General features: G+C 36.8%; 21 protein-coding genes and 1 other RNA gene. 4 read left to right on the top strand and 18 right to left on the bottom strand.

The window, feature by feature from the left end:
* Positions 1 to 169: 169 nt before the first annotated feature.
* The 13 genes from parC to proV all read right to left on the bottom strand — a co-directional run bounded on the left by parC (position 170) and on the right by proV (position 17062).
* On the bottom strand, positions 170 to 2611 hold the full coding sequence (gene parC / locus FG390_RS02610) for a DNA topoisomerase IV subunit A (protein WP_141189439.1): 2442 nt from the start codon (positions 2609 to 2611) through the stop codon (positions 170 to 172).
* Positions 2611 to 4578: a DNA topoisomerase IV subunit B gene (gene parE / locus FG390_RS02605; protein WP_141189438.1), complete on the bottom strand. Its 1968-nt coding sequence runs from the start codon at positions 4576 to 4578 to the stop codon at positions 2611 to 2613. Before parE ends, parC begins: the two co-directional genes overlap by 1 nt.
* 563 nt (positions 4579 to 5141) lie before the next feature.
* Entirely contained in the window at positions 5142 to 5558 is a 417-nt protein-coding gene (locus tag FG390_RS02600) for a CoA-binding protein (protein ID WP_141189562.1), read from the bottom strand.
* A gap of 40 nt (positions 5559 to 5598) precedes the next feature.
* On the bottom strand, positions 5599 to 7110 hold the full coding sequence (locus tag FG390_RS02595) for a carboxypeptidase M32 (RefSeq protein ID WP_141189437.1): 1512 nt from the start codon (positions 7108 to 7110) through the stop codon (positions 5599 to 5601).
* Between the two features lie 91 nt (positions 7111 to 7201).
* Positions 7202 to 8359, bottom strand: a complete 1158-nt coding sequence (locus tag FG390_RS02590; protein ID WP_373681516.1) for a THUMP domain-containing class I SAM-dependent RNA methyltransferase — start codon at positions 8357 to 8359, stop codon at positions 7202 to 7204.
* A 424-nt stretch (positions 8360 to 8783) separates the two neighbouring features.
* Positions 8784 to 9179: RNase P RNA component class B (gene rnpB, locus FG390_RS02585), an RNA gene on the bottom strand.
* Between the two features lie 51 nt (positions 9180 to 9230).
* Entirely contained in the window at positions 9231 to 9536 is a 306-nt protein-coding gene (gene gpsB / locus FG390_RS02580) for a cell division regulator GpsB (protein ID WP_141189436.1), read from the bottom strand.
* A 68-nt stretch (positions 9537 to 9604) separates the two neighbouring features.
* On the bottom strand, positions 9605 to 10177 hold the full coding sequence (locus FG390_RS02575) for an SLOG family protein (RefSeq protein WP_141189435.1): 573 nt from the start codon (positions 10175 to 10177) through the stop codon (positions 9605 to 9607).
* Positions 10178 to 10305: 128 nt separating this feature from the next.
* The gene (locus FG390_RS02570; RefSeq protein WP_141189434.1) at positions 10306 to 11610 is read right to left on the bottom strand and encodes a ribonuclease H-like domain-containing protein; all 1305 of its coding nucleotides are present in this window, start codon (positions 11608 to 11610) and stop codon (positions 10306 to 10308) included.
* Entirely contained in the window at positions 11601 to 13874 is a 2274-nt protein-coding gene (locus tag FG390_RS02565; protein ID WP_141189433.1) for a DEAD/DEAH box helicase, read from the bottom strand. The genes FG390_RS02570 and FG390_RS02565 overlap by 10 nt, the downstream gene beginning before the upstream one ends.
* Positions 13875 to 14123: 249 nt before the next feature.
* Positions 14124 to 15011: a glycine betaine ABC transporter substrate-binding protein gene (locus FG390_RS02560; RefSeq protein ID WP_141189432.1), complete on the bottom strand. Its 888-nt coding sequence runs from the start codon at positions 15009 to 15011 to the stop codon at positions 14124 to 14126.
* A gap of 12 nt (positions 15012 to 15023) precedes the next feature.
* Positions 15024 to 15863 carry an ABC transporter permease gene (locus tag FG390_RS02555; protein WP_141189431.1) on the bottom strand — a complete coding sequence of 280 codons (840 nt, stop codon included), beginning with the start codon at positions 15861 to 15863 and terminating at the stop codon, positions 15024 to 15026.
* Positions 15860 to 17062 carry a glycine betaine/L-proline ABC transporter ATP-binding protein ProV gene (proV, locus tag FG390_RS02550; protein ID WP_141189430.1) on the bottom strand — a complete coding sequence of 401 codons (1203 nt, stop codon included), beginning with the start codon at positions 17060 to 17062 and terminating at the stop codon, positions 15860 to 15862. Before proV ends, FG390_RS02555 begins: the two co-directional genes overlap by 4 nt.
* Positions 17063 to 17343: 281 nt before the next feature.
* Here proV and FG390_RS02545 point away from each other — a divergent pair, with 281 nt between their 5' ends.
* Positions 17344 to 17892: a GbsR/MarR family transcriptional regulator gene (locus FG390_RS02545; RefSeq protein ID WP_141189429.1), complete on the top strand. Its 549-nt coding sequence runs from the start codon at positions 17344 to 17346 to the stop codon at positions 17890 to 17892.
* Between the two features lie 97 nt (positions 17893 to 17989).
* Here FG390_RS02545 and hpaB read toward each other — a convergent pair whose 3' ends face one another.
* From hpaB to FG390_RS02530, 4 genes are all read right to left on the bottom strand, one after another.
* On the bottom strand, positions 17990 to 19426 hold the full coding sequence (gene hpaB / locus FG390_RS02540; protein ID WP_141189428.1) for a 4-hydroxyphenylacetate 3-monooxygenase, oxygenase component: 1437 nt from the start codon (positions 19424 to 19426) through the stop codon (positions 17990 to 17992).
* Between the two features lie 70 nt (positions 19427 to 19496).
* On the bottom strand, positions 19497 to 19727 hold the full coding sequence (locus tag FG390_RS16000; RefSeq protein WP_246092633.1) for an NUDIX hydrolase: 231 nt from the start codon (positions 19725 to 19727) through the stop codon (positions 19497 to 19499).
* Between the two features lie 96 nt (positions 19728 to 19823).
* Complete coding sequence (locus FG390_RS15995) at positions 19824 to 20060, bottom strand: NUDIX hydrolase N-terminal domain-containing protein (protein WP_246092631.1); 237 nt, start codon at positions 20058 to 20060, stop codon at positions 19824 to 19826.
* A gap of 101 nt (positions 20061 to 20161) precedes the next feature.
* Positions 20162 to 20767, bottom strand: coding sequence for an NUDIX hydrolase (locus tag FG390_RS02530; protein WP_181406331.1), 606 nt, complete (start codon positions 20765 to 20767; stop codon positions 20162 to 20164).
* Between the two features lie 144 nt (positions 20768 to 20911).
* On the opposite strand from FG390_RS02530, the gene FG390_RS02525 reads away from it, so the two are divergent.
* On the top strand, positions 20912 to 22126 hold the full coding sequence (locus FG390_RS02525) for an AGE family epimerase/isomerase (protein ID WP_141189426.1): 1215 nt from the start codon (positions 20912 to 20914) through the stop codon (positions 22124 to 22126).
* 47 nt (positions 22127 to 22173) lie between these two features.
* On the opposite strand, the gene FG390_RS02520 is transcribed toward FG390_RS02525, so the two are convergent.
* On the bottom strand, positions 22174 to 24216 hold the full coding sequence (locus tag FG390_RS02520) for a thioredoxin domain-containing protein (RefSeq protein ID WP_141189425.1): 2043 nt from the start codon (positions 24214 to 24216) through the stop codon (positions 22174 to 22176).
* Between the two features lie 171 nt (positions 24217 to 24387).
* Here FG390_RS02520 and FG390_RS02515 point away from each other — a divergent pair, with 171 nt between their 5' ends.
* Positions 24388 to 24612, top strand: coding sequence for a hypothetical protein (locus FG390_RS02515; RefSeq protein WP_141189424.1), 225 nt, complete (start codon positions 24388 to 24390; stop codon positions 24610 to 24612).
* Positions 24593 to 24868: a type II toxin-antitoxin system RelE family toxin gene (locus tag FG390_RS02510; RefSeq protein WP_219995039.1), complete on the top strand. Its 276-nt coding sequence runs from the start codon at positions 24593 to 24595 to the stop codon at positions 24866 to 24868. The genes FG390_RS02515 and FG390_RS02510 overlap by 20 nt, the downstream gene beginning before the upstream one ends.
* Positions 24869 to 25025 lie beyond the last annotated feature (157 nt).

Below are 25025 nucleotides of genomic sequence, written 5' to 3'. Positions count from 1 at the left end.
CATGTTAACTTAATTTTATATTAAGTTAACACAAATAGTTTGTCAACGCTCTCTTTTATATCGTTAACATAAGATGTTGGCAGCAATTATAATAAGTAAATGGCTAAACCAGACGATTTGAAACAGGGTCTATGGCAAGCATAGACCCTGTTATTTTAAATTTAGGTATTTATTTATCCTCTTGTTTATCCATTAATTTTTTCCAGATAGATATCGCATCACCGGTGTCATTTTGATCCAGTACATAGGATCCATTGCTTAATCGATCACTAGAGCGGATATCACTTGCATTTACTTCGACTCTTTCCCCATTTTCGGTAAGAATCATGAGATGATCGCTGCTATCAATTAATGACACACCAACCAGTCGATGCGGTGATTTTTTTAGTTCACGTAACATCATGGCCCCTCTTCTTGCACGAGAAGTCTTTTCTAATTGATGATAGATCGACATTTTTTTAACTGCTCCGCGTTGTGTAACAAGAATTATTTCTGGGTTTTGGCCTACACCAAAGACTGCGCTGCCAATCACGACATCGTTATCTTTTAAATTAATCGCTTTGACGCCACTTGCTCTTTGACCCACTGTTCCAGCTTCAGCCTCGTCAAACCATAATCCAAAGCCATGCTTTGTGGCAATCAATACATTCGCTTGTCCATCTGTTAAATGAACATCAACTAATTGATCGCCTTTTTTCAATTTCAAGGCCATGAGAGGTTTAGAATGACGTTGAGCTTGATACTGCATCAGCTCTGTTCGTTTGATCATGCCAAGCTCAGTAATGAAATTAAGGTATAATGGTTCTTTAAAATCGACAATTGGATAAGCACATATCACCGAATCGTCAGATTGAATTGGGATGATGTTTGCTACATGCTGGCCCATATCTTTCCATCGCTTATCTGGAATTTCATGTACAGGAAGGTAAAGATAATGGCCTTTCTTAGTGAATATCAACAAGGTATTTGTCGTATTCATTCCTTGTTTAAACAACAAGTAATCATCATCTTTCATCGAAATATCATTGTCATTACTCGCTGCATAAGAGCGTAGGCTTGAACGTTTTACATAACCATGTTTGGTAAGTGAAACCATAACATCTTCTGAAGCTACCATGACTTCAAGATCAATTTTTATTTCCTCAATCTCATTTTCAATGGTTGTACGTCTTTGATCTTCATACTTTTTCTTCGTGGCGAGCAGCTCTTTTTTTATCACATTCACAAGAACTTTATCTGAAGATAATATTTTCTGCAAGCTTGCTATATTTTTCTTCAATTCTTCAGCTTCTTTTTCTAATGTCACAACATCTGTATTTGTTAAGCGATACAATTGTAAATTAACAATAGCTTCTGATTGTGGTTCTGTAAAACCAAATTGTTCAGATAAGTGCAATTTAGCATCTTTTTTATCTTTGGATGCACGGATGGTTGCTATCACTTCATCCAAAATAGAAACAGCTCTAATTAACCCTTGAACGATATGTTCACGATCCACGCTTTTCTTCAAGTCATATTTTGATCGATTGATGACAACTTCTTTTTGATGATCAACATAAGCTTTTAAAATGTCTTTAAGACCCATCAATTCAGGTGTTTTACGATTAATCGCAATCATATTAAAGTTATATGTGATTTGTAGATCGGTATTTTTATAGTAGTAGTTTAGAATACCATTGGCATCGGCTTCTTTTTTTAACTCGATGATGATCCTTGTACCGGTACGATCGGTTTCGTCACGAACTTCAGCCACACCTTCAACTTTTCGATCTAAACGCAATTCTTCCATTTTTTTCACAAGGTTTGCTTTATTGACTTCATATGGTAATTCATTAATCACAATCTGCTCCCGGCCACCACGTAATGGTTCTACCTCTGCGCGACCACGTACGATAATTTTTCCTTTGCCAGTACGATATGCTTTGCGAATACCTTCAAGTCCTTGTACAATTCCGCCTGTAGGAAAATCAGGGCCTTTTACAATGGCCATTAATTCATCTAATGTACAATCCGGTTTTTCCATTTGTAAGATAGTCGCATCTATAATTTCACCCAAATGATGAGGAGGAATTTCTGTAGCATACCCTGCTGATATTCCTGTCGAACCATTCACGAGAAGATTTGGATATCGGGAAGGTAAAACAATCGGCTCTTCGGTTGTATCGTCAAAGTTTGAAACAAAGTCAACCGTTTGTTTATCGATGTCTCTCAAGAGTTCACTTGAAATGGATGACAATCTTGCTTCTGTATAACGCATCGCTGCAGGTGGATCACCATCTAAGCTCCCATTATTACCATGCATTTGGATTAAAACATTTCGCACTTTCCAATCTTGACTCATACGAACCATGGCATCATAAACAGAAGAGTCTCCATGAGGATGGTAATTACCAATAACATTACCTACTGTTTTAGCTGACTTCCGAAACGGTTTTTCAAACGTGTTGCCATCTTGATACATGGCATATAAAATTCGCCTTTGAACGGGTTTCAAACCATCCCTTACATCAGGTAAAGCCCTTTCCTGAATAATATATTTACTATAAATACCAAATCGATCACCAATGACTTCTTCAAGAGGTAAATCGAGTAGTTTTTCTTGACTCGCCATTATGGTCTCTCTCCTTCAGTAACAGAGATATTTTCATTTTCTAAAATATTTGTTTCTTCATCTAAACCGAAAGCAACATGAGATTCAATCCATTTCCGTCTTGGTTCCACTTTATCGCCCATAAGTGTGGTTACACGTCTTTCTGCATGTGCGGGATCATCAATTTTAACTCGGATGAGCGTTCTTGTTTCTGGGTTCATGGTTGTCTCCCATAATTGATCGGCGTTCATTTCACCTAATCCTTTGTATCTCTGCAAGATATACCCTTTTCCAATTTCTTTAATTGCTTCTTTCAACCCTCGTTCGTCCCAAGCATACTTTAACACTTCTTTTTTTCCGGACCCTTTGCTAACTTTATAAAGAGGTGGGAGCGCGATATAAACTTTTCCTGCTTCTAGTAACGGTCGCATATAACGATAGAAAAAGGTCAGTAACAAGACTTGAATATGTGCCCCGTCATTATCTGCATCAGTCATGATCACCACTTTGTCGTAGTTTGTATCAGCTAGGTTAAAGTCAGGTCCAACCCCAGCACCAATGGCATGGATAATGGTATTTATTTCTTCGTTTTTAAGAATATCAGCAAGTTTTGCTTTCTCAGTGTTGATGACTTTTCCGCGAAGAGGCAAAACAGCTTGAAATTTGCGGTCCCTCCCTTGCTTAGCCGATCCACCAGCTGAGTCTCCTTCCACAAGATACAGTTCATTACGTTCAGGATTTTTTGAAGAAGCTGGAGTGAGCTTACCACTTAAGACGGTTTCTCTTCTTTTCCCCTTTTTCCCATTTCTCGCCTCCTCGCGAGCTTTTCTTGCAGCTTCGCGAGCTTGAGAGGCTTTGACTGCTTTTTTTATCAACATTTCACTGATTTTCGGGTTTTCTTCTAAAAAATAACTTAATTGTTCGGAGACGATGGCATCCACTGCTGAACGTGCTTCATTCGTCCCCAATTTTCCTTTGGTTTGACCTTCAAACTGAAGCTTTTCTTCTGGTACCCTTACAGACACAATCCCTGTAAATCCCTCGCGAATGTCTGTTCCGTCAAGATTCTTGTCTTTTTCTTTAAGTAGGCCACTCTTCCTTGCATAATCATTAAATGCACGTGTAATCGCCGTTTTAAAACCGGATTCATGCGTTCCACCATCACGTGTCCTGACGTTATTGACAAAGGAGAGGATATTTTCTGAATACCCATCGTTAAATTGAAAGGCAATATCGCTTTCGATTCCACCTGAATGACCTGAGAAAGAAACAACAGGATGCAAAGTATCCTTATCTTCATTCAAATACTCAATAAAGGCCTGGATACCTGTTTCATATTGATACGTCTCTTCTTTATCTGACCGCTCATCGTTAAGGATAATTTTTAGTCCTTTTTGTAGGAAAGCGGCTTCTTGTAGTCGTTCGCTTAAGACGTCAAAATTAAAAACGATCGTACTAAATATGGATGAATCAGGTTTAAAGTGAATGAGCGTCCCGGTTCCTTTTGCTTTACCTAAGTTTTCAAGCGTTGTAGCCGGATGGCCACCATGTTCAAATCGTTGTTTAAATTTTTCTCCGTCTCGCCATATGGTCACTTCTAACCATTCTGATAAAGCATTCACAACGGAGGCACCTACACCATGAAGGCCCCCACTTGTTTTATAACCACCACTTTGCCCAAATTTTCCACCTGCATGGAGAATGGTAAAAATAACCTCAGGGGTTGGTTTACCGGTTCGATGCATTCCTGTAGGCATTCCGCGACCATAATCTCGTACACTGATACTATTATCTTTATGAATCGTTACGAGGATTTGGTCTCCATAACCAGCAAGTGCCTCATCCACTGCATTATCAACGATCTCATAAACAAGATGATGCAATCCTTTGGCATCTGTTGAACCTATATACATCCCTGGTCGTTTCCGAACCGCTTCAAGCCCTTCAAGAACCTGTATCGTATCGTCATTATAAGTTTGTTTAACCATCGTTCAAACTCCCTTCACTTCATGCTGCAAAAAAAAACATTTATAAAAAAGAAAAATTTTATAAGAAAAATAAAATGTACATTCCACTTTATGTGCGTTTTCAAAAAGTTGACAAATGAAAAGGGTTACTGGCTAAGTACACTGGCATCCTGCAAGAAACGCCAGTTACTTGCCCGTTCTGGGCGTCGGAAGGATAAGAGTTCCTTAGGACCGGCATTCCACATGACATGCTAGCTTCTGGCGCCAGTCACAGGACGTGAGCGATTATAGCCAGCAATCCTCTTGTATCCGCTACATGAGGACCGGAAAAACAAACGGGCGCCGAGATTCGCACTATCATTTGGTGACTTTTTGAACAACCTCTTTATGTATTAAACCAGTAACTTTAAAAATGAGCAATCTTTTTAATGTTTATTATGAAATAAGGACTCTATTTATGATCATCATAAAAGAACACGTATTCTACTATGGCATAATACCTTGAAATCGTCAAATTCAATATTTTGACTTTTCTGAAATCAATAAAGAGATAGACTCTACTTTTTAGCAAAGTCCATCTTTTTTTATAGGATGTAGTGTTGATGAGCCACTTTAATGCATTGATTCATAATCGTTGGAATGTGATGCTTTGCTAAATAGGACTCCGCTTCTTGATGATATAATCCAAGTTGAGCCCAAAAAACTTTTGCTTGTACGTCTACCGTTTCTTTTGCAACCTCTAACAAAGCATCACTACGTCTAAAAACATTCACAATATCAATTGAGCCATCAACATCTTTTAAAGTCGGAACAGCCTTTATTCCGAATACTTCGTCGACTGTTGGGTTGACGGGTATGATAGTATACCCTGCTTGGCGCATATAGTTGGCTACTTGATAACTCGTTCGATTCGGTTTATCTGATAATCCCACGACGGCAATCCGCTTGCTCCTCGATAATATCTCTTTAATATCCTTAGGCTGAATAATCGACAAAGTGATCACCTCATGTTTAAAATCTCAAATGAAAAATTTCTTAAAATTACAGCCCATAAACTTCCTTATATTTTTCATTGAGATAGTTAATTAGATAACTGGCATTAATGTTTTCACCTGTTGTATCAAGGATAATTTCTAGCGGTTTCTTTAAACTACCGTATTGATGAATATGTTTCGTCAACCAAGAACGTATCGCATCAATGTTACCATTTTTTAATTGATGATCGAAATCAGGTATGTCTTTTAACATCCTATGTTTGAATTGGGCCGCATACACATACCCAAGGGCGTATGATGGAAAATAGCCGAAATCTCCTCCTGGCCAATGAATATCTTGTAATACACCTTCCCGATCATTCGTTGGGACAATGCCTAAGTATTCCTTCATTTTTTCATTCCAAACACCTGGTAAATCTTTAACATGTAAATCTCCATCAAAAAGACCCTTCTCTAGTTCATATCGAACCATTATATGCAACGGATAAGTTAACTCATCCGCATGGATACGGATAAACGACGGTTTTGAAACATTAATAGCCCGGTAGAAATCATCTAAAGAAACATCATCAAACTGACCGCTGCTATATGATTTTAGTTCGCCATAATGGGCTTCCCAAAAAGCATAACTTCGCCCGACCACATTTTCAAAAAACAATGATTGAGATTCATGAATACCCATCGATGTTCCCGTGCAAAGCGGAGTTCCAATGAGGTCTTTTGAAATATGCTGTTCATATAAAGCATGTCCGCCTTCATGGATGGTTCCGAAGATAGCCGATTGAAAATCATCTTCAAGATAATGAGTGGTCACACGTACGTCGCCTGGATTTAAAGTTATTTCAAATGGATGCATGGTTTCATCTAAACGACCTGAATGAAAGTCATACCCCATTTTCTTTAACATATGGATACTAAATTCCCTTTGTTTTTCTTTAGGGAAATGTTCGTTTAAAAACGCTGTCTGAGGCTGCTTTTTTTCAGCTATTTGTTTAACGAGTGGAACAATGCCTTCCCTAAGTTGTTTGAAAACTCGGTCGATGATGTCAACCGTTATTCCAGGCTCATATAAATCAAGAAGGGTGTTATATTTCGAACCACCTTTTTCTCCCCAATAACGAATAAAGCGTTTTTTATAATCTACCATTTTCTCAAGATAAGGCTGCAATAGACTAAAATCTGATTTCTCTTTTGCTTCTTCCCACACACTTTCTGCTGTTGTTTGAAGAATGATATAGGCTTTATTTTCCTCTGGAGGAATATTTACGTTGCGATTGTATTCTTCTCGTGATTTTTCAACTGATCTCCTCGTTCTCTCACTTAGTGAATCTTGAACAGCAGGATCAGATAAAGCATCTATGTATCCTTTCATTTCATCAGAAATCGACCGTTTAAAAACTTCGTCAGATAAAGTACCTACAACTTCTGATCTTTGTCCAATTCCATTCTTTGGGGCACCCGTCCGCATGTCCCAAGCAGCAAGCGCGATTGCTTCGTTAAAGTCCATCATTTTCTTTACATACTCAAAATAAGCTTTTTCCACTTCTTGGATAGGCATTTACAAACACACCCTTTTTATTAATGTAAATGTTACTTTAAAAAGCGTTCGACGGTATGACCTCTAATTCCTGCTTTGCTTAAGAAGAAAGTTATTCGTTGTGTTCAAATTCAGATTGTCTAGGCGGTCGTTTACCATAATATTGATAATAGTCCGTTCGTATACGACCGTTATAGAGTTTACGTTTTTTTGATGCTTTTTTTCCAAAACAAGTTTCAAATTCAGCGAATGAAGAGATAAAATAAAACGACCAAGTAGGATTCTCTTTATAAATTTGGCCTAATTGACCGCATACTTTACGAATGGTTTCAATATCGCTCATTCTTTCACCATAAGGGGGATTCCCTACCATACAGCCGTACTCCTCGCGTGTAGTAAAATCCGCTGCCTGCATTTGCTTAAACTTAATCAAATCACCAAACCCCGCCTCCATTGCATTATGTGAGGCCAATTCAACCATCTTATGATCAATATCGCTTCCTAAAATGTTGAGTTGTTGATCATAGCGAGCTAAATCTTCTACTTCCAAGCGTGCTTCATCCCAATCTGACTTTGGAATCCATGGCCAATCTTCTGAAATATACTCGCGATTAAAACCTGGCGCAATATTTTGACCGATTAAGGCTGCTTCGATCGGTAATGTTCCAGAACCGCAAAACGGGTCTACAAACGGACGGTCTGGTGTCCATTTTGTTAAATAGATAAGAGCGGCTGCAAGAGTTTCTCTAAGAGGGGCTTCTCCATGTAGGTAACGATATCCCCGTTTATGCATGGCACCACTTGCGTCAATTAAGATGGTTGCGATATTCTTTCTTAATGTCACTTCAATTTTAAAGAAAGGTCCATCTTCGGTAAACCAATCGATATGGTATTTATTTTTCAAACTCTCTACAATCGCTTTTTTTACAATGGATTGACAATCAGGTACACTGTATAACTCCGATTTTATCGATTTCCCCGAAACTGGAAATTCTGCATTAGCGGGCAAATAGTCACCCCAAGGAAGAGCTTTGGTTTGCTCAAATAAAGCATCAAACGACGTTGCTTTAAATTCACCTATTTTTACTTTAATTCGTTCAGTTGTTCTAAGCCATAGTGCTGTTCTGCAAATATCTTTTGGTTCACCTTGAAATGTAATTTTTCCATTTTCAACTTGTAAATCCGTGTACCCTAGCTTTCGCAGTTCATCTGCAGCAATTGCTTCTAAACCCATCGCAGTTGTCGCAATAAGGGTTAACTTTTTTGTCACTAACTTTCCTCCTCGAATAAGTGCGATTTTTAAATCTATTTAATATTAGTTTGATCATCTTTTATGTTTTTACCTATTTTGTCATGTAATTAAATTCATCGATTTGGCAAATCAAAATATATATGAAAACCTTTTTAAGTGCGTGTTCAAAAAAAGGTGGCAAACGAAACGGGTTACTGGCTAAGTACACTAGAATCCTGCAAGAAACGCCATTAACTAGCCCATCCTGGGCGTCGGAAGGCTAAGAGCGGCGGCAGTTCCCGAGGACCGGAAAAACAAGTGGGCGCCGAGATTCGCAGCTTATCATTTGGTGACTTTTTGAACAACCCCTTTAAGCCACATTGATTCAAAACGAGCTAAGTTCAATAATTTTATGTATGAAAAAAGCCCATAAATTGGGCTCGTGTAACGTGCATTATTCATGTTCGATAAGCCATGTTCTGTATCCATTGTACTTCATACGGACCGTTATCCTCGTACGCCGGTGGTAATCATCTATCTACAGAAATTATATTCCGTCTCTCTTTCCGTTCATTTCCATCCAGAGAATTCCTCTACCAAATTTGAGTTTCTCGCTCGAGGGGTTTACCACGTTCCACTTTTACTGTTTCCAGTAAAACTCGTCTCTATGGCACTTTTACAAGAAAATAACCATATCTATAAAAACAGACTTAGGTGATTTTCTAGCCGTTAATCTAGACAAATCCAGATTACCCTAGCTTATGACTTGGCTAGGCACGAACACTACGATCATCTCAGATCGTGCGAGCATGGACTTTCCTCTATACCATCAATGATGGTACAGCGATTACCTGAACATCAATAACATCACAAAAATATATTTTACACTATTTCAATTAAAAAAGCAACATCAATCGTGCAATCGACTTCCGAATACGTGTTTTTCTAAATTAGAAAGCCGTTTTAATATGTCATAATTTGTTTGACCTTGATTAACAGAAATTGGACGTCTAGGTTCCGCTCGTTGATTATTTAATTCTGATTTTAAACGTTGATTTTCTTTTTGAAGACGGTTAATTTCTGCTTCAAATGTATCGTAATCTTTTATAATGATGTCCAAAAATTTGTCCACATCGTCAGGTTGATATCCCCTGAGTCCCGATTTAAATTCTTTATCAAGAATATCTTGAGTGGTTAAGTTAACCAATTTACTCATTTCTTCTCACCTCTTTATTCAAGCCCCTTTCTATTATTTTTCCAAAACAATCACGAATTGTCAATCACTCATTTAGTCCAATAATTTGGATCTTGTTCCCTTAATTCTTCCGCCGCCCACTCAATATCATATCGAGTAATAAAACGGATGGGATAATGGACCTTTTTATTTTTTATGCTAGCTGCTTGTAAATAGTATTTCGGAGTTCCTGGCTGTTCTGTGTCATACAAAAGAAGCATTCCGTCACTTTTCTCAACTAAAAAATCATTTTTCTGTTTCAATTGTAATGGACTTTGATAAGGTCGTTTTGAAATGAAGTCAGCAAAGTCTGCTTCAGAAAGAATACGTTGGTAGGTCTCTTTCATCGCCTCTGACCACCTTTCTTCCTGTTCATAAAAGGGAGGCATTACGGCTAGTTTCATTTCATATCCTTCTTCCTTAAGGGTTAAAATCTCTTCAGCAGCCCAAATTTCTATGCCAGGTTGACCACTGATGATGAACCATTGGACGCCTTCTTCCACTAACTGAAGAATCTGTGATCGCAAGCAATGTTTAATCACTCGTATTCCTTTATGCTTTTCAGAGAATATGCCCAACTCATTAGGTTTATAACCTGTTATTAGATAGACTTGTGCATTCATGGAGAACCTTCCTTATTTAATCTTAAATTCGAGTGAATTTTGTCGAAAAAGTCAGATAAAGGGTTTATTCAACACTAATAATAGCGAAGAAAGACGTATTTTGCGCTTACCCGGGGAATATTTTTATCTTAATTTTTATTATTTCCCTTTCGCTTCAAACGGTTTTCTCGTTTGATTAATGGTTCCATTTTTTTAGACAAATCTGATGTATGAGTGATCCTTCGATTCTTGATAAATCTCATGGCACATTGTGTATATTTTAGTGCTTGATCTATATCCTTATATTGATGTTCGAATAATTTGGCCACTTCAATATAGGTGGATTCATCTTCTACTTGCCCCGTTTCAATGATGTTCAGATAATGCTTTAAAGCTAGTGAATAATTTTTTTGTTTTTTATATAATTCTCCAAGATTCAGATTCGCTTTAACCTTTATTTCGGATGAAGATGAAGAATTAATCAATTTTTCAAATCGTGCGATCGCTTCCTCGTTGCATTTTAAATACTGAAACCATCTGGCTATTTCAAACTGTTCATCATCGTCTACATTTTCTTCACCAAAACATTTTATAGAAAGATGAATATATAAACTAATTAATGTTAGAATATCTTGAAAGTTATGTTCTATGACCCCTTCAACAAGCGATGCTTTAGGTTGTTTAAGGAACTGAAAATATAAAAATGGAGCCATATGCCCAGGGATATCCCCTCCCCTATCAATCCCCAGAATCTCTTTTTCAACTGTTTGTAAACGTGTTTGTTCGAGACGATTTTTCCAAAGCCTCCGCGAGGCATGAAGTAAATCGAAATGTCCAAAAGCAGGTAGTTTGGGTACACGATCTTGGACAAATTGATAGCGTGATTTCACTCTTGGCCAATCAAAGGCTTTTCCATTATACGTCACAAGGTGTTTAAGTTCCTTACAGTCCGTTAAAAAATGATAATAAAAAGCCGTTTCGTGTCCAGGTCCCGGTAAAAAATATTGCTTTAAGATAATTCCATCCTCTGATACTCGTGCAAAACCAATCAGGAAGATCATATTTCCAGCCCCAGTATCTAAACCCGTTGTTTCTGTATCAAAGAATAGCAACTCCTCTGCTTTTAACCCTTGTGCCGATAAAGGATGAGTCAGCGTCAGCTCCTGCCATTTCGATATAATATCAAAAAGTTGTCTCCCCGTGTATGGACCTATTTTTTCGTCCAAATCAATCTGTTTTGATCTGATAAGAACCATTTGATTGTCAAAAGTTTTAATATCAGCATGGAGATTTTGCGCTGCTAATCGAAGCTCTTTCTCATATATTTCCTCTTTCGAAAACTTACGCCTTTCCTTAACCTTGGACGGTTGACCTTCATGACTAATGGGCGTCTCATGGATAGATTTTTGCTTCTTTTTTTGCTTATATCGTTCTAATTGCTTTTTTAATGACACGATTTAGTTTCCTTCAATAGATTAATAATGATTTTTTTTATGTTTTTTGGCGCTTCTTCACCAAGACCAATACAAGAAGGACAGCCTTTTTCACAATGACACCCCTCAATTAATGACGTTACTTCTCCAAGTAATTCCGGAAATTTATGATAGATCGTTTTACTGAGCCCGATTCCACCCGGGTATCGATCATAGATAAATATCGTTGCTCTCTCATTATGAGGGGATTTAATCATGGGGACGACAGACAAGTCTCCCACATCACACATCACAAATAATGACGCGGCCGTTTTGAGAACGTGGCTTAAAGCGAGCAAGACATATTCAAACGTCTCTTTCCCTACCTCTTCAACTACTTCGTTTGAAAAACTTATCCATGCTGCACTCGTATGCATTTCCTCCTCTGGAAGATGTATAGGTCCTGAACCAATATTTTCGTGGGTTTCAAATCTTATTTTTTTGAATATCGTAGGCAGAGCCCGAACAGACACATCGCCAAAAGCTCGCTCTATTGTTTCTCCCATCTCTTTATCATATTGATCAACATCGAGTACATCGAGATGTACCGCTAAATTAGCATCAGTATAATAATTCACACTAATTGAACGTACATAAGCCTTTTTCTCTTCCCAGTCTAACTCTTCCACCTGGTATTGCTTTCCTTGATGAAGATAGATAGCTTCTTCATATAACATGGTCATTGCGCTAAATCGATCCATTTCACCAATGATTTGAACAGATCCAGGGTGGGTTTGATCAACAATAACGACATTTTCTTGAGAGGCCGACCTTAAGCTAATATTTGTCGCTGGGAAGGCATCATTCATCCAATACCATTTGTTAGATTGAAAATGTAGAACATCCTCATCAGCTAAATAGGTACAAAGATCGTCAACTTCTAAATCACCAAAACGATCACCAACTTGAAACGGCAATTCATAAGCAGCACATTTTATATGATCTATTAATATCATAATGTTATTTGGATTGATACGTACCGCTTCTGGTTTTCTTTCAAAAAAGTAACTAGGGTTATGAACAATATATTGATCAAGAGGATCTGAAGAAGCGACCATTACAATCACAGCTTCGTCTTGCCTTCTGCCTGCCCTTCCTGCTTGCTGCCATGTACTTGCGACACTACCTGGATAACCTGTCATGATACATACTTGTAGTTGTCCGATATCCACTCCAAGTTCTAACGCATTTGTACTCACAACACCCATAATTTCTCCGTTTCTTAATCCTTTTTCGATGGCTCGTCGTTCAGAAGGCAAATAACCGCCTCGATAGGCTCTTATTTTCGATCGTTCATGTCTACCCGTATTGAGTTTTTGAAGATAACTTAGCAACAGTTCAACTCTGACACGACTTTTTGCAAAAACAATGGTCTGGATATCGTTTTTTAAAAAAGTTTTGGCAAGATCTCTAACTTCAAGTGTTGCACTTTTCCTTACATTTAGCGCATAATTGACAACAGGTGGATTATAAAAGATAAAATGTTTCCGTACACTTGGTGCACCATTTTTGTTTATCAAATGCATTTTCTCACCAGTTAAAATTTCTGCGTGTTCTCTCGGATTTTGAATCGTTGCTGAAGTACAAATAAAAACTGGATGGCTACCGTAATATTCACAGATCCTTTTTAACCGTCTGATAACATTAGCTACGTGGCTTCCAAATACACCTCGATATGTATGGAGTTCATCAATGACTACATACTGTAAATTCTCAAATAATGAAACCCATTTTGTATGGTGTGGTAATATCGCTGAATGTAACATGTCCGGATTGGTTATCACGACGTGACCAGCTTGTCTTATTTTTTGTCTAATTTGCCCCGGTGTATCTCCGTCGTAGGTATAACTTTTGATTGATATGCCCATCTCATCGATCAATTCATTCATTTCACTTTTTTGATCTTGAGCAAGTGCTTTTGTTGGAAATAGATATAACGCCCGCTTTGACTCATTTTCAATGATTCCTTGCAGAACAGGTAAATTGTAGCAAAGCGTTTTACCAGAAGCCGTTGGGGTAACCGCCACAATATTTTTTCCTTTTTTAACTTTTAAGAACGCTTCAGCTTGATGACGATATAAAGATGAAATTCCTCTGTGACTTAATGCCTCAATTAATCGTTTGTCCATCTCTTCTGGAAAAGAGACAGACTGAGCATGTCGTTCAGGAATTGTATGCCAATGGGCTATATTCGGATTATTTCTTAAAATTGTGAGTAAATTCTCAATTGATTGTCTCACTTTCATAAACAATGCTCCTTAGGAGATAAATGAACTATCATATTCCCATTTTAACATAACGAATACGCGTTCGTTAGATAATTTGCCTTAAAATTTTTATTAAATAACTGGTAGCTATTTTAACCGAACATATCCCTTAAACAAATGTTTATTTAATTATACATTATTGAATTAGTTTACATAATGTTATTTATATTTATCATTAAACTTCAAAAAGGAGCGGCTTAAATCGCCGCTCCTCTTTTATGATCTTTGTTATTTTGTTTTTAAATCTTCAATTGAGTTGATTTTCATATATTTTGGAACAACAAGACCTAATTTAGTACCTTTCAAGTTAGGACCAAGATCCGTTAGCTTGTTCTTAAATTCATTCATGTAATCAGCGTGAGTTGATGGTAACCAAGCAGCCACTATCGCGTCATCACTGCCTTTTGCGAGTCCTGCAAACATTTGTCCTGCACCTAATTGTTCTAAGTTCACTTTGTAACCAAGATCACGTAGAGCCTCTGCAACAACATTTGTACTTGCAATTTCAGATGCCCAGCTAACATAGGCTAATTTTACCGTTTTACCGTTTACTTTGTTGACCCCATTTGTCCACTGTTTAACTTTGTCTTGATTCGCTTTTATCCATGCTTTCGCTGCATTTTGCTCACTTTTTCCATTTTGAATATCAAGCATAACTTTACCCATATCTTCTGGAGACCAAGTAAATTGATCTAAGAATTTTGTAGCATTAGGATCTTTTTTCGCGAAATTTTTGTTGATAACCGTATGAATTTCTTCATTCTTACCGTATACACCCTTTGGATCTTTAAGGTATTTCAAATCGTATTTCGAGAACATCCAATGTGGTGTCCAACCTGTAATAATGATCGGTTTTTTATTTTTTATGGCTTTATCAAGTGACGCTGTCATAGTTGCTTCTGAACCTGATTGAACTTTCCAATCATTTAGATTGTAATCTTTAATCACTTTGTCAGTAGCCTTCATTATCCCTGAACCAGGATCAATACCAGTAATTGTATGATTCGTTTGATCTCCAACAGACTTATTTTTATCATTCCCATTACTTCCACATCCTGACAGTGCCATACCAATGACAACAAACAGCGCCACGATGCTTAAACTAATTTTCTTCATAAAAAAATCCTCCTATTGTTTTTTGCTTCTTGTATTTTGTGAAATCCGGTCTAACATAATCGCAATAATCACGATAGCTATACCAGCTTCAAAACCAATATCAGTTCTTAAAGAAGTTACTGCAAAGTTAACGTCAGCTCCCAGTCCAGGAGCCCCAACAAGAGACGCTACAACGACCATAGACAACGCTAACATGATGCTTTGATTGATTCCTGCCATGATAGTAGGCATAGAAAGAGGTAATTGTACTTTAAACAATTTTTGCATGGTTGTAGAACCAAAAGATTCCGAAGCTTCAACTAAATCCTCTGGAACTTGCCTAATCCCTAAATTCGTTAAACGAATGGTTGGCGGTATGGCAAAAATAATGGTTGCTACAACGCCAGGCGCCATCCCTGTTCCAAAAAGAAAGATAGCTGGAATAAGGTAAACAAAAGATGGCATAGTTTGTAGCAAGTCAAGTATCGGTGTAATAATACTTTTAAATGTATTATTAATTCCTGCAATGATCCCAAGAGGTAACCCGATAACAATAGAGAGAACGACCGATGTTACGACAAGAGAGAAGGTTTGCATGGCATTATGCCAATATCCAAGGTCATAAATTAAAGCTAGTCCTAGCAAAGTAAACAACGCAACACCCCAACCCCGACGCCAGAAAGCGATGGCCGTAAAAAGAATAATAAATCCAATTGGGGTGATAAATTCAAATGCCGTGACAAGTAATTCAACAAAACCTGCTAGACCACTTGCAATCTGGCCAAAGAAACCTTCAAAATTATTTGTAATAAATTGAATGAATAGATCTATCCAATGCCCAAGAGGTATTTTTGGTAATAAATGATCATTCATAATTTCACCTCATTTCCATTTAGAGCATCCTGATCTCCAGATAAAGCGGCAATTATTTCAGCACGCTTAACAATACCTCGGAGTCTGCCTTCGTCATCTACCACAGGTAGTGGAACGGGTGAATGGTTCATATCCTCAAATAAATCGTTTAATAAAGTATCCGGTTTAACCGTCCCAATTTCTTTGACAATTTCTCGGCAGGACTTGCCCGTTTTAGTCGCATCTAATGCGTCATCAGCGCTGATAATCCCAAGAAATTTTTTACCTTTATCAATGGCATAGATAGAAGAAATGCCTTCATCACGCATAAGTTGCAACGCGACCCTTGGACCACGATCAATAAGTATTGTTTCTGGACGTATCATTATGTTACTTGCCACGATAACTTTACTCATATCAACGTCTTCTACGAATTTTTCAACATAACGATTAGCTGGATTCATCATAATTTCTTCAGGAGTTCCCACTTGGACAATCGAGCCATCTCTCATTAACGCTATCCGATCACCAATTCTCAAAGCCTCATCAAGATCGTGAGTAATAAACACAATCGTCTTATGCATGTCGCTTTGTAAGTCTAACAATTCATTTTGCATGTCTTTACGGATTAATGGGTCTAATGCACTGAAAGCTTCATCCATGAGCAAAATATCTGTATCACTTGCAAGTGCACGAGCTAACCCAACCCTTTGTTGCATACCACCTGATAGTTCATTAGGGTTCTGATGTTCATAACCTTTTAGTCCAACAAGTTCAAGGGCTTTCATTGCTTTTTTACGACGTTCATCCTTACCCATACCTTGTATTTCGAGCCCATATTCTGTGTTTTCTAAAATGGTACGATGGGGAAACAAAGCAAAACGCTGAAAAACCATACTGATTTTTTTCTGACGAACTTGTCTTAAATCTTGTTTATTCATTTTCGTAATATCTTGACCATCAATGTGAATTTCACCTGATGTAGGCTCGATCAAACGATTTAAAAGGCGGACTAATGTGGATTTTCCGCTACCTGAAAGTCCCATGATAACAAAAATCTCACCTTCTTTGACATGAAAATCAGCTTGATTGACACCTACGGTCATGCCAGTTTTTTTAAATATCTCAGGCTTTTTTAATCCTTGTTTTAACATATCAACTGCACGTTTTGGATTTTTCCCAAAAACCTTCGTTATATTTTTAACATCAATCTTGTTCATTTAGTCACCTCAATTTTTTCAAAAAAAATAACCCTTCTCTATTTTGCTCAAGCATCATCGTCTTTATTATTCTAACGTGAGTTAAAACATAATAGCAAACATTAAATACTTTTAAAACTATTCATTTTGTACGTACAGTTTATTCTGTATGTAATTTATGTCTCGTTTTCTAAGTAATCCTCCCGATTACTCGATTTTCCGTATCAAATTGATTCTTTCATTATTTATCAACAATGGGTAAAATAACTTATAGAAAACAACAAAAAATAATAATGGTGGTTATGAAATTGGATAAAAAAACGATTATGGAATCAGCGAGAGAACGTGTCATTGAAACCATTTCACATAACATGTACTTATACGGTGTTACACCTTCAATTGGACGTCTTTATGGGACACTCTTTTTTAATAACGAACCTATGACACTTGATGAGATGAAAGAAGAATTAAAAATGAGCAAGACAAGTATGAGTACGTCTGTAAGAACGCTAACAGATCTTAATATGGTGGAGAAGGTTTGGAAGAAAGGCGTTCGTAAAGATCTTTATGAAGCGAAAAAGGACTGGTATCAAATCTTTATTGATTTTTTCTCTAACGAGTGGCGTAAAGTGGTTTCGTTAAATGTGAAAGCCATAAATCAATCTATACGAGAATTAAAAACGGTATTAGAGGAAGATTTAACGATTGATGAAAAAGAAACCATTCTTCGTGATTTAGAGAAATTTAACTATGCAATTGAGTACTATAAATGGTTAAATCAACTCTTCGATTACTTTGAATCCAATCAAATTTTTGACTTAATCACCAAGGAAGGGAAAGAACCCTATTGAACATAACCTCAAGCTAATTGCTTGGGGTTTTTTAAGTTACTTGGTCATGACCTGAGCATAGAAATCGATCGCTTTTTATCCAAAAATGTAAGAACATTCATGACTGATGCAAAAATTTTTTAACCCAATCAACAAAGGATGATCGATCATATTCACGATAAACCGTTCCGGATAACCTTGCCGAATCGCCAAAGAAAAAGCGTTCGTACAAGGTCTGTCTCCCACCAAAGGCACTGATACATATATCACTGGCTAATCGAAATAATTTCACCCTTTCATATCCTTTCAATGTTGCTGATTGCAAATATTTATTTAATTCGTTATGATTGATTGAACGAAAATCCCGTTCTGTCGGAATCGAAACTAACCCGCTTGCACCAATCAACTGCATGATTTCAATGAACTTCGGATAAATTTTTGGAAAATAAGCCATAGCAGCATAAAGAGGGTTGCGGTCTGGAACCATAAATCCCCATCGATCTTGCGATGCACTTGTTTCAGATGAAATTAAAAACCCTTTTAATGTCTCAAGAGCAATCACCACTTCGACTATCTTCTCTTGTATATGTTGATATTCTCCAATATTAATTGTATCAACAATTGACTGAAGAACGCCTAAAACAAATTCTGTTTTTACCACATTTTTTGTTGTGACTTGATGGATTTGATGTGGAAAAAATCCACTTTCACTATAAAGGAGGCTCACAGAAAAAGGGTCGCCATAAATAAAAACTCGTTCCCAAGGAACTTCACAATGATCAAATACAACAACGGCATCCACTTCATCAAACCTTGTGCTAAGCGGATGATCGTATTCATCATGCCCGTAATCAAAAGATTCGCGACATAGAAATTTTAAGCCAGGTGAATTCGATGGAATGGCAAAAGCATAACACAGTGATGTATCAACTTGATTTCCACCAGGAGGAAATACAAGAATTTCATCTGTTATGCCTCCTTGCGTTGCCAACAATCTTGCTCCTTGAACGATAATTCCATTTTCATTTTTATCTATGACACGAGCGGAAATGGTCTTATCCGAATCATCTATATAATTTGATGATCGATTGACTTGAGGGTTAATAAACGTATGTGTCAATGATAAGTCATTTTCTCTGCAGTATTCATAGTAATTGACAAAATTCTCCTGACCTTTTGGATCTGAAAACAAGTCGGCCGCAGCAGAAAAACTCATCAGCACCGTATTCATATAGTCTGGGGAACGACCCATCATGCCAGCACTTTGCCTCGCCCAAGTTTCAATCATTCTCCGTCTCTTTTCAAGGTCTTTGCGTGTTTTTGGTTGTAGAAACGACATGCCTACTCGTTCATTTGTTTTTGGAGATAAATACGACATGATATCTATCATGTCTTCCCGGCATTGTAAATCATAAAGCGAGGCTTGACTTTTCATAATGCCTTTAAATGATGAATGTTCAGAAATATTACCAGTCACTTCTTGACCATTAATCCAAACATTGGATTTTAATTGATCAATTCGATTAATATACTGTTTACCATTCACACAAGGCATACTGACACCTCTTTTGTCATTTTGTATTAATATATATATATGCTTGACGCTTCGAGGTTATTTACATTTATTAATCAAAAATAACGGCATGATCTGATTGAATCGCTAACTGATAAATATCGAGAAGTTGTTGAATTGTATTTCGTTCTAATGATAAATTTGGGAGCGCATTTATAGAAAAAAAGCGAACTTCGTTAGTTTCAACCCCACTCATCATCTTCCCGCCTATGATTTCACATTGGATAAACAATTTATAAATATGATATGGTTCAGGCGGATGATGATGTTTCATTTTATCCATGACAGCAAGTCGTCTAATCGGTGAAACCGTTAAACCAGATTCTTCCTTGGTCTCTTTAACCGCAATTTCTGATGGAGAATATCCGATATCGGCCCATCATCCAGGCAGTGCCCATCTACCATCACTCTTTTCTTGAACAAGAAGAATTTCTTTTTCTTCATTTAAAATAACGGCCCGGATATCTACTTTTGGCGTAGCGTATCCTGTATCACTAGCAAATGTTAGAGCAATTTTATCCCTACTTACACCCGAATAGGTTTCCATAATCTGTATACTAAGTTGTCTTAGTTGTTCGTATCTTTCTAAATCATGAACATCCTTACCTTTAAACAATGAAAGGTGAACGGTAATGTATCTGCCAGTGTTCCATCAAAATCAAAGCAAACGGTTTTCCACATCATATCAATCCATCCTTTCAATATAATATAGAGAAACTAAGAAAGTTTCTTACATACCTGTATAATATGGTTAAAGTATTCATGATCATGAGGACAAAACGAGGATTTTGTAACCTTTTTCTGAATGAAACCTTCTTTAGTTAATTCTAGCATTGGAATGTCCATTCTCTCTTTTTTAATTAATTGCTCAAATAGATTGATATCCACTTTTGCTATACTTTCAACTTCATCACCTATATTCAATAAGTTTAACTTACATTCAGTCAAGTTCATGAAAAAAAGGTGGCAAATCTCTCTATCAAAAAACGAATCTAGCTGAATCGTTTCTTTAAAATCGGCATCATAGATTATATCTTTTTCTTTTAGAATGACACCTAATTCCTCTTGAAGTTCTCGCAATCCCGCTTCAATCACTTTTTCATCATGGTCAATATGGCCAGCACACGTAATATCATATAAACTTGGAAAGTCTTTCTTAGTATGAGACCTTTTCTGAAAATATAGATTTATTCGTTGATGATCAGTTTCAAAAAGCCAGCAATGAAATGTCTCATGCCAATCACCATCTAGATGAACTTGATCACGTTCCTTAATCCCTATGTTTATTCCATCATCGTTAAATATCGTTAACCATTCTGACATAGACGACCTTCTCTCAAAAATTTTCATATATATATGTATTGGTCCGCTAATTTCATTATACATAATCTTCTAATTTATAGTTTTGAAAATACTCTTTAGGGAATGAATGTATTACATATTGACTAACGAAGGAGAGTCGTTTTAATGCAAAAAAAAATAGATTTTAAGGACCAAGACTGGCTTAAGAGCCATATTTTCGATATTTTAAAATTTTATTATCCCATTTGTATTGATAAAGAAAATGGCGGATATTATAGCTGTTATTATGATGATGGGGATTTATGCCCGGATCCACAAAAAAACCTTGTTGGAACTTGCCGATTCATTTATAACTTCAGTATCGGTTATATCCTTAGTGGAAAATCTTGGTGCCGTGATGCCGCATTGCATGGACTCGATTTCTTACAAAATCATTTTCTAGATAGAAAAAACGGCGGATATTATTGGATTCTTGAAGGAACAAAAGTAAAAGATAGTCGCAAGTACACTTATGGTCATGCGTTTGCATTGTTAGCAGCAACAAAAGCCCTTGAAGCAGGTTTTGATTTTGCAAAACCCATCATAAATAATATCTACCTTACAATGGAGGATTATTTATTTCAATCCGACTATGGACTCTATATTGATGGCTTAACTGAAGATTGGAAACAACTGTCTACGTATCGTGGTCAAAACGGAAATATGCATATGTGCGAAGCGCTCATATCGGCATATGAAGTCACTCAAGAAGAGAAGTATTTATCAAGAGCCCTCCTACTTGCTAAAAACGTGACCCTACAATTGACTTCTCAAACAGGCGACATGATTTGGGAAAACTATCATTCTAATTGGACGGTTGATTGGAACTATAATAAATTTAATACGAAAAATGATGAAATAAGACCTTTTGGATTTATTGCTGGACATTCAATCGAATGGAGTAAATTGCTCGTGATGCTTGAACGCTATGCTCCTGAACCTTGGATATTACCAAAAGCAGAACAGTTATATCGACTCGGAATGAGTAAGGGATGGGATAACGCCTTTAGTGGTCTTTACTACTCTCTCTATCAAAACCAACCCATTGATACAGATAAATATTATTGGGTCCAAACAGAAGCGATTGGAGCTTCGGCTTTACTTGCTGTAAGAACCGGAAACAAACAATATTGGGCCAATTATGAAGTCGTTTTCAACTATGCATGGAACTTTTTTGTAGATCATGAATTTGGCGGTTGGTTTGCTACATTAAGCAGAGATAATAAAAAGTTATCAAATATTAAAAGTTCTGTATCAAAAGCGGATTATCATCCCATTGAAAATTGCTTTGAAACCATTCGAGCTTTACGGCTATTTCCAATAAAAAACGCCTTATCCTAAAATTGGAAAGGTGTTTTTATTACAATAATGCAGGATAGATTGGTTCCTTATAATTGAGTTATTATTTTATTAACATCATTTGTTGGTGCTTGGCATTGATAATTTTGACATAGATAATAGGTTGTTCGATCACTGATTGCTTTATATGCTTGATAATCAGAATTTAATCGTGTTAGTTCTTCCTCCGTTCCTGAAATGACAACAACATTCGGCAAAAATAATTGGCCTAATTTCAACTCATTGTTTTTAATTTGACGACTTTCTCCTTCAACAATCACGAGTTCTTTTGGTTCCGCATATGGTTGAAGAATACTCGAAAGAAAATACGAATATCCCATCGGATACGATGCGACTTGATCAGAAAAAGCCTGAATAGCACGACTCATATGTTGTTCATATATTGTGTTTCCTAATCGTCTTGATAATCTATATAAAACATAACAGGCAACACTATTTCCAGATGGTATTGCACCGTCATAAACTTCCTTTGTTTTTAAAATTAAATCTGGCATTGAGACACTTTTAAGATAGAAACCGCCCTTTTCTTTATCCTCAAATTTTTTAATCATCTTGTCTACATAGTGACGCATCTTTTCAAGATACGGCATACGATAGGTGGCGTCATATAAGGAATCACATGCCCAAGCCAAAAAGGCATAATCGTCTAAGTAAGCGTGATGTTTTATCTCACCTAATCGGTATCTAGCCATCAACTCTCCATCTTTCGTTAGAGTCGATTCGATAAAATCAAAAGCGTCTTCCGCTAAATTTATAAAATGTTCGTCCTCAAAAATCTGTCCCGCTTTAGCTAATGCCACAATCATTAGCGCATTCCAAGATGTTAATATTTTGTCGTCTTTATGTGGATGAATTCGTTTGTTTCGGTGACTTAGTAAAATCTCTTTTGCTTCATTAAAACGGTTCGTCATCTCTTCCTCTGATAGTTCAAATGTATCCATGACTTCGTCTAAATTGACGTTAATTTGGTTAGGAATGCTTTTCCCTTCAAAATTTCCTTCCTCAGTAATATCATAAGCAGCACAAAATACCTCACCAAGGGTATCCCCTAAGACATCTAATATTTCTAATGGAGACCATACATAATATTTTCCTTCGACCCCTTCTGAATCTGCATCTTCAGCGCAGTAAAACCCGCCTTTATCGTCTAATAGCTCTCTTTCTACATACTGAATGATGTCATATACCACCTCTTTGAAAATCGGATCCTTTGTTAATACATAGGTTTCCGTAAAACTAAGTGTAATTAGAGCTTGGTCGTATAACATTTTTTCAAAGTGAGGAACAAGCCATTTTTTATCTGCTGAGTACCGTGCAAATCCACCGCCAATATGATCTCGGATGCCCCCTTTTGCCATACTATGTAACGTATTTGTTACCATTTTCAGAGCTGATTCGTTTTTGGTCCAATGAAAATAGCGAAGTAAAAAGGTCAGTTGATGAGGTGAAGGAAATTTCGGTTCAGAACCAAAACCACCATAAGAAGTATCAAACGATCCTAAAAATTGTTCAAAAGTTTCACTAAAAATGTCTTTAGTCAGTTTTTTTTCGTTCGCTGACTGTTGAGATAATCCCTCGACGATAGACAGACCAACGTCTTGAATTTTTTGCGGATCTTCTTGATACTGCTTCGAAAGAGAGAGTAAAACATCTTTAAAACTTGGTATTCCACCCATGGATGTTTTAGGAAAATAGGTTCCTGCATAGAATGGTTTTTGATCTGGTGTGATGAAAACATTTAGCGGCCAACCGCCATGACCCGTTAATGCTTGGCAGACGGTCATATAAACGGCATCAATGTCCGGTCGTTCTTCACGATCCACTTTTATCGCAACATAATGCTTATTTATGATCCGCGCAGTATCCATATCTTCAAACGATTCATGGGCCATGACATGGCACCAATGGCATGTGCTATAGCCAACCGAAATGAGAACGGGTTTATTTTCACGTTTCGCTTTTTCAAATGCTTCGTCTCCCCATGGATACCAATCGACAGGGTTGTAAGCGTGTTGAAGCAGATAGGGAGATTTTTCGGCGATTAATCTATTGGGTTTTTGTATAGATGTCATTGGGCATCACCTCCATTTTTTTATTATTACAATCTAGTTTACCCAAAAGGTATAAATGACACGTACAAATCAAATGTACCCAGAAATGGAATATGTCCTTATCTCTTTACTGATAATTAAGACTAAACGTGATATAATTATAGCAAATATTTACTTTCGGGAGGAACAAATATGGGACTTACAAAATGGGATTTATTTAAACAAATTGATAATATGCCAGTCGAAAAGTACCAAAAAGTTAAAGAGTATTTAGATAAACTAAACAAGCAAATAAAGGAAGAGGTTGTTTTAGACAAGGAATCTAAACAGAACTTGGAAAAATCGTTGGAGGAATATTCAAAAGGGGAATACCTAACTTTTGATGATGTATTCGAGGATGGTGAAAGTAATGTATGAAATCCGCTTTTCTAAAGGTGCAGGTAAGTATTTGAAAAAGTTAGATAGAAACACAAAAGATAGAATTAAAAAATCTTTATTGGAACTTGCCGAGGACCCATATGGAACTCGAAATTTAGATATAAAAAGATTAGCTGGATATGAAGATTCCTATAGATTACGTGTCGGTAAATACAGAGCTTTATATACGATCATAGATAAAGAAGTTGTGATTTTTGTATTTGATTTAGACAGCCGTGGTGATATTTATAAATAATTTGAAAACAAAAATCAAAATAATATTTGAGTTCACTTGCCCACTTAACCAATTATTTGACAATCCATTTCCTATTTCGCCTTAATAAAAACTTCTACTTCTATTTATCCAACCACCATTGCCCTTACAATACTCCTCAATAACTCATTAATACAAA

Origin of the sequence: Terrilactibacillus laevilacticus (assembly GCF_006517395.1) — a bacterium.
GTDB classification, from domain to species: Bacteria; Bacillota; Bacilli; order Bacillales; family Sporolactobacillaceae; genus Terrilactibacillus; species Terrilactibacillus laevilacticus.
Note: the sequence above shows the minus strand (reverse complement) of the source record. Positions and strands in the feature narration are given on the sequence as shown.

What these genes read in the sequence shown, in the direction of transcription:
- hpaB (WP_141189428.1), bottom strand. Translation starts at nt 19,426, where the DNA reads ATGCCTTGTGTGAATGGTAAACAGTATATTAATCGAATTGATCAATTA.
- FG390_RS16000 (WP_246092633.1), bottom strand. Translation starts at nt 19,727, where the DNA reads ATGGATAAAATGAAACATCATCATCCGCCTGAACCATATCATATTTAT.
- FG390_RS02515 (WP_141189424.1), top strand. Translation starts at nt 24,388, where the DNA reads ATGGGACTTACAAAATGGGATTTATTTAAACAAATTGATAATATGCCA.
- proV (WP_141189430.1), bottom strand. Translation starts at nt 17,062, where the DNA reads ATGAACAAGATTGATGTTAAAAATATAACGAAGGTTTTTGGGAAAAAT.
- FG390_RS02520 (WP_141189425.1), bottom strand. Translation starts at nt 24,216, where the DNA reads ATGACATCTATACAAAAACCCAATAGATTAATCGCCGAAAAATCTCCC.
- FG390_RS02530 (WP_181406331.1), bottom strand. Translation starts at nt 20,767, where the DNA reads ATGTCAGAATGGTTAACGATATTTAACGATGATGGAATAAACATAGGG.
- FG390_RS02510 (WP_219995039.1), top strand. Translation starts at nt 24,593, where the DNA reads ATGGTGAAAGTAATGTATGAAATCCGCTTTTCTAAAGGTGCAGGTAAG.
- FG390_RS02560 (WP_141189432.1), bottom strand. Translation starts at nt 15,011, where the DNA reads ATGAAGAAAATTAGTTTAAGCATCGTGGCGCTGTTTGTTGTCATTGGT.
- FG390_RS02565 (WP_141189433.1), bottom strand. Translation starts at nt 13,874, where the DNA reads ATGAAAGTGAGACAATCAATTGAGAATTTACTCACAATTTTAAGAAAT.
- parE (WP_141189438.1), bottom strand. Translation starts at nt 4,578, where the DNA reads ATGGTTAAACAAACTTATAATGACGATACGATACAGGTTCTTGAAGGG.
- gpsB (WP_141189436.1), bottom strand. Translation starts at nt 9,536, where the DNA reads ATGAGTAAATTGGTTAACTTAACCACTCAAGATATTCTTGATAAAGAA.
- FG390_RS02545 (WP_141189429.1), top strand. Translation starts at nt 17,344, where the DNA reads ATGAAATTGGATAAAAAAACGATTATGGAATCAGCGAGAGAACGTGTC.
- FG390_RS02555 (WP_141189431.1), bottom strand. Translation starts at nt 15,863, where the DNA reads ATGAATGATCATTTATTACCAAAAATACCTCTTGGGCATTGGATAGAT.
- parC (WP_141189439.1), bottom strand. Translation starts at nt 2,611, where the DNA reads ATGGCGAGTCAAGAAAAACTACTCGATTTACCTCTTGAAGAAGTCATT.
- FG390_RS02525 (WP_141189426.1), top strand. Translation starts at nt 20,912, where the DNA reads ATGCAAAAAAAAATAGATTTTAAGGACCAAGACTGGCTTAAGAGCCAT.
- FG390_RS02595 (WP_141189437.1), bottom strand. Translation starts at nt 7,110, where the DNA reads ATGCCTATCCAAGAAGTGGAAAAAGCTTATTTTGAGTATGTAAAGAAA.
- FG390_RS02575 (WP_141189435.1), bottom strand. Translation starts at nt 10,177, where the DNA reads ATGAATGCACAAGTCTATCTAATAACAGGTTATAAACCTAATGAGTTG.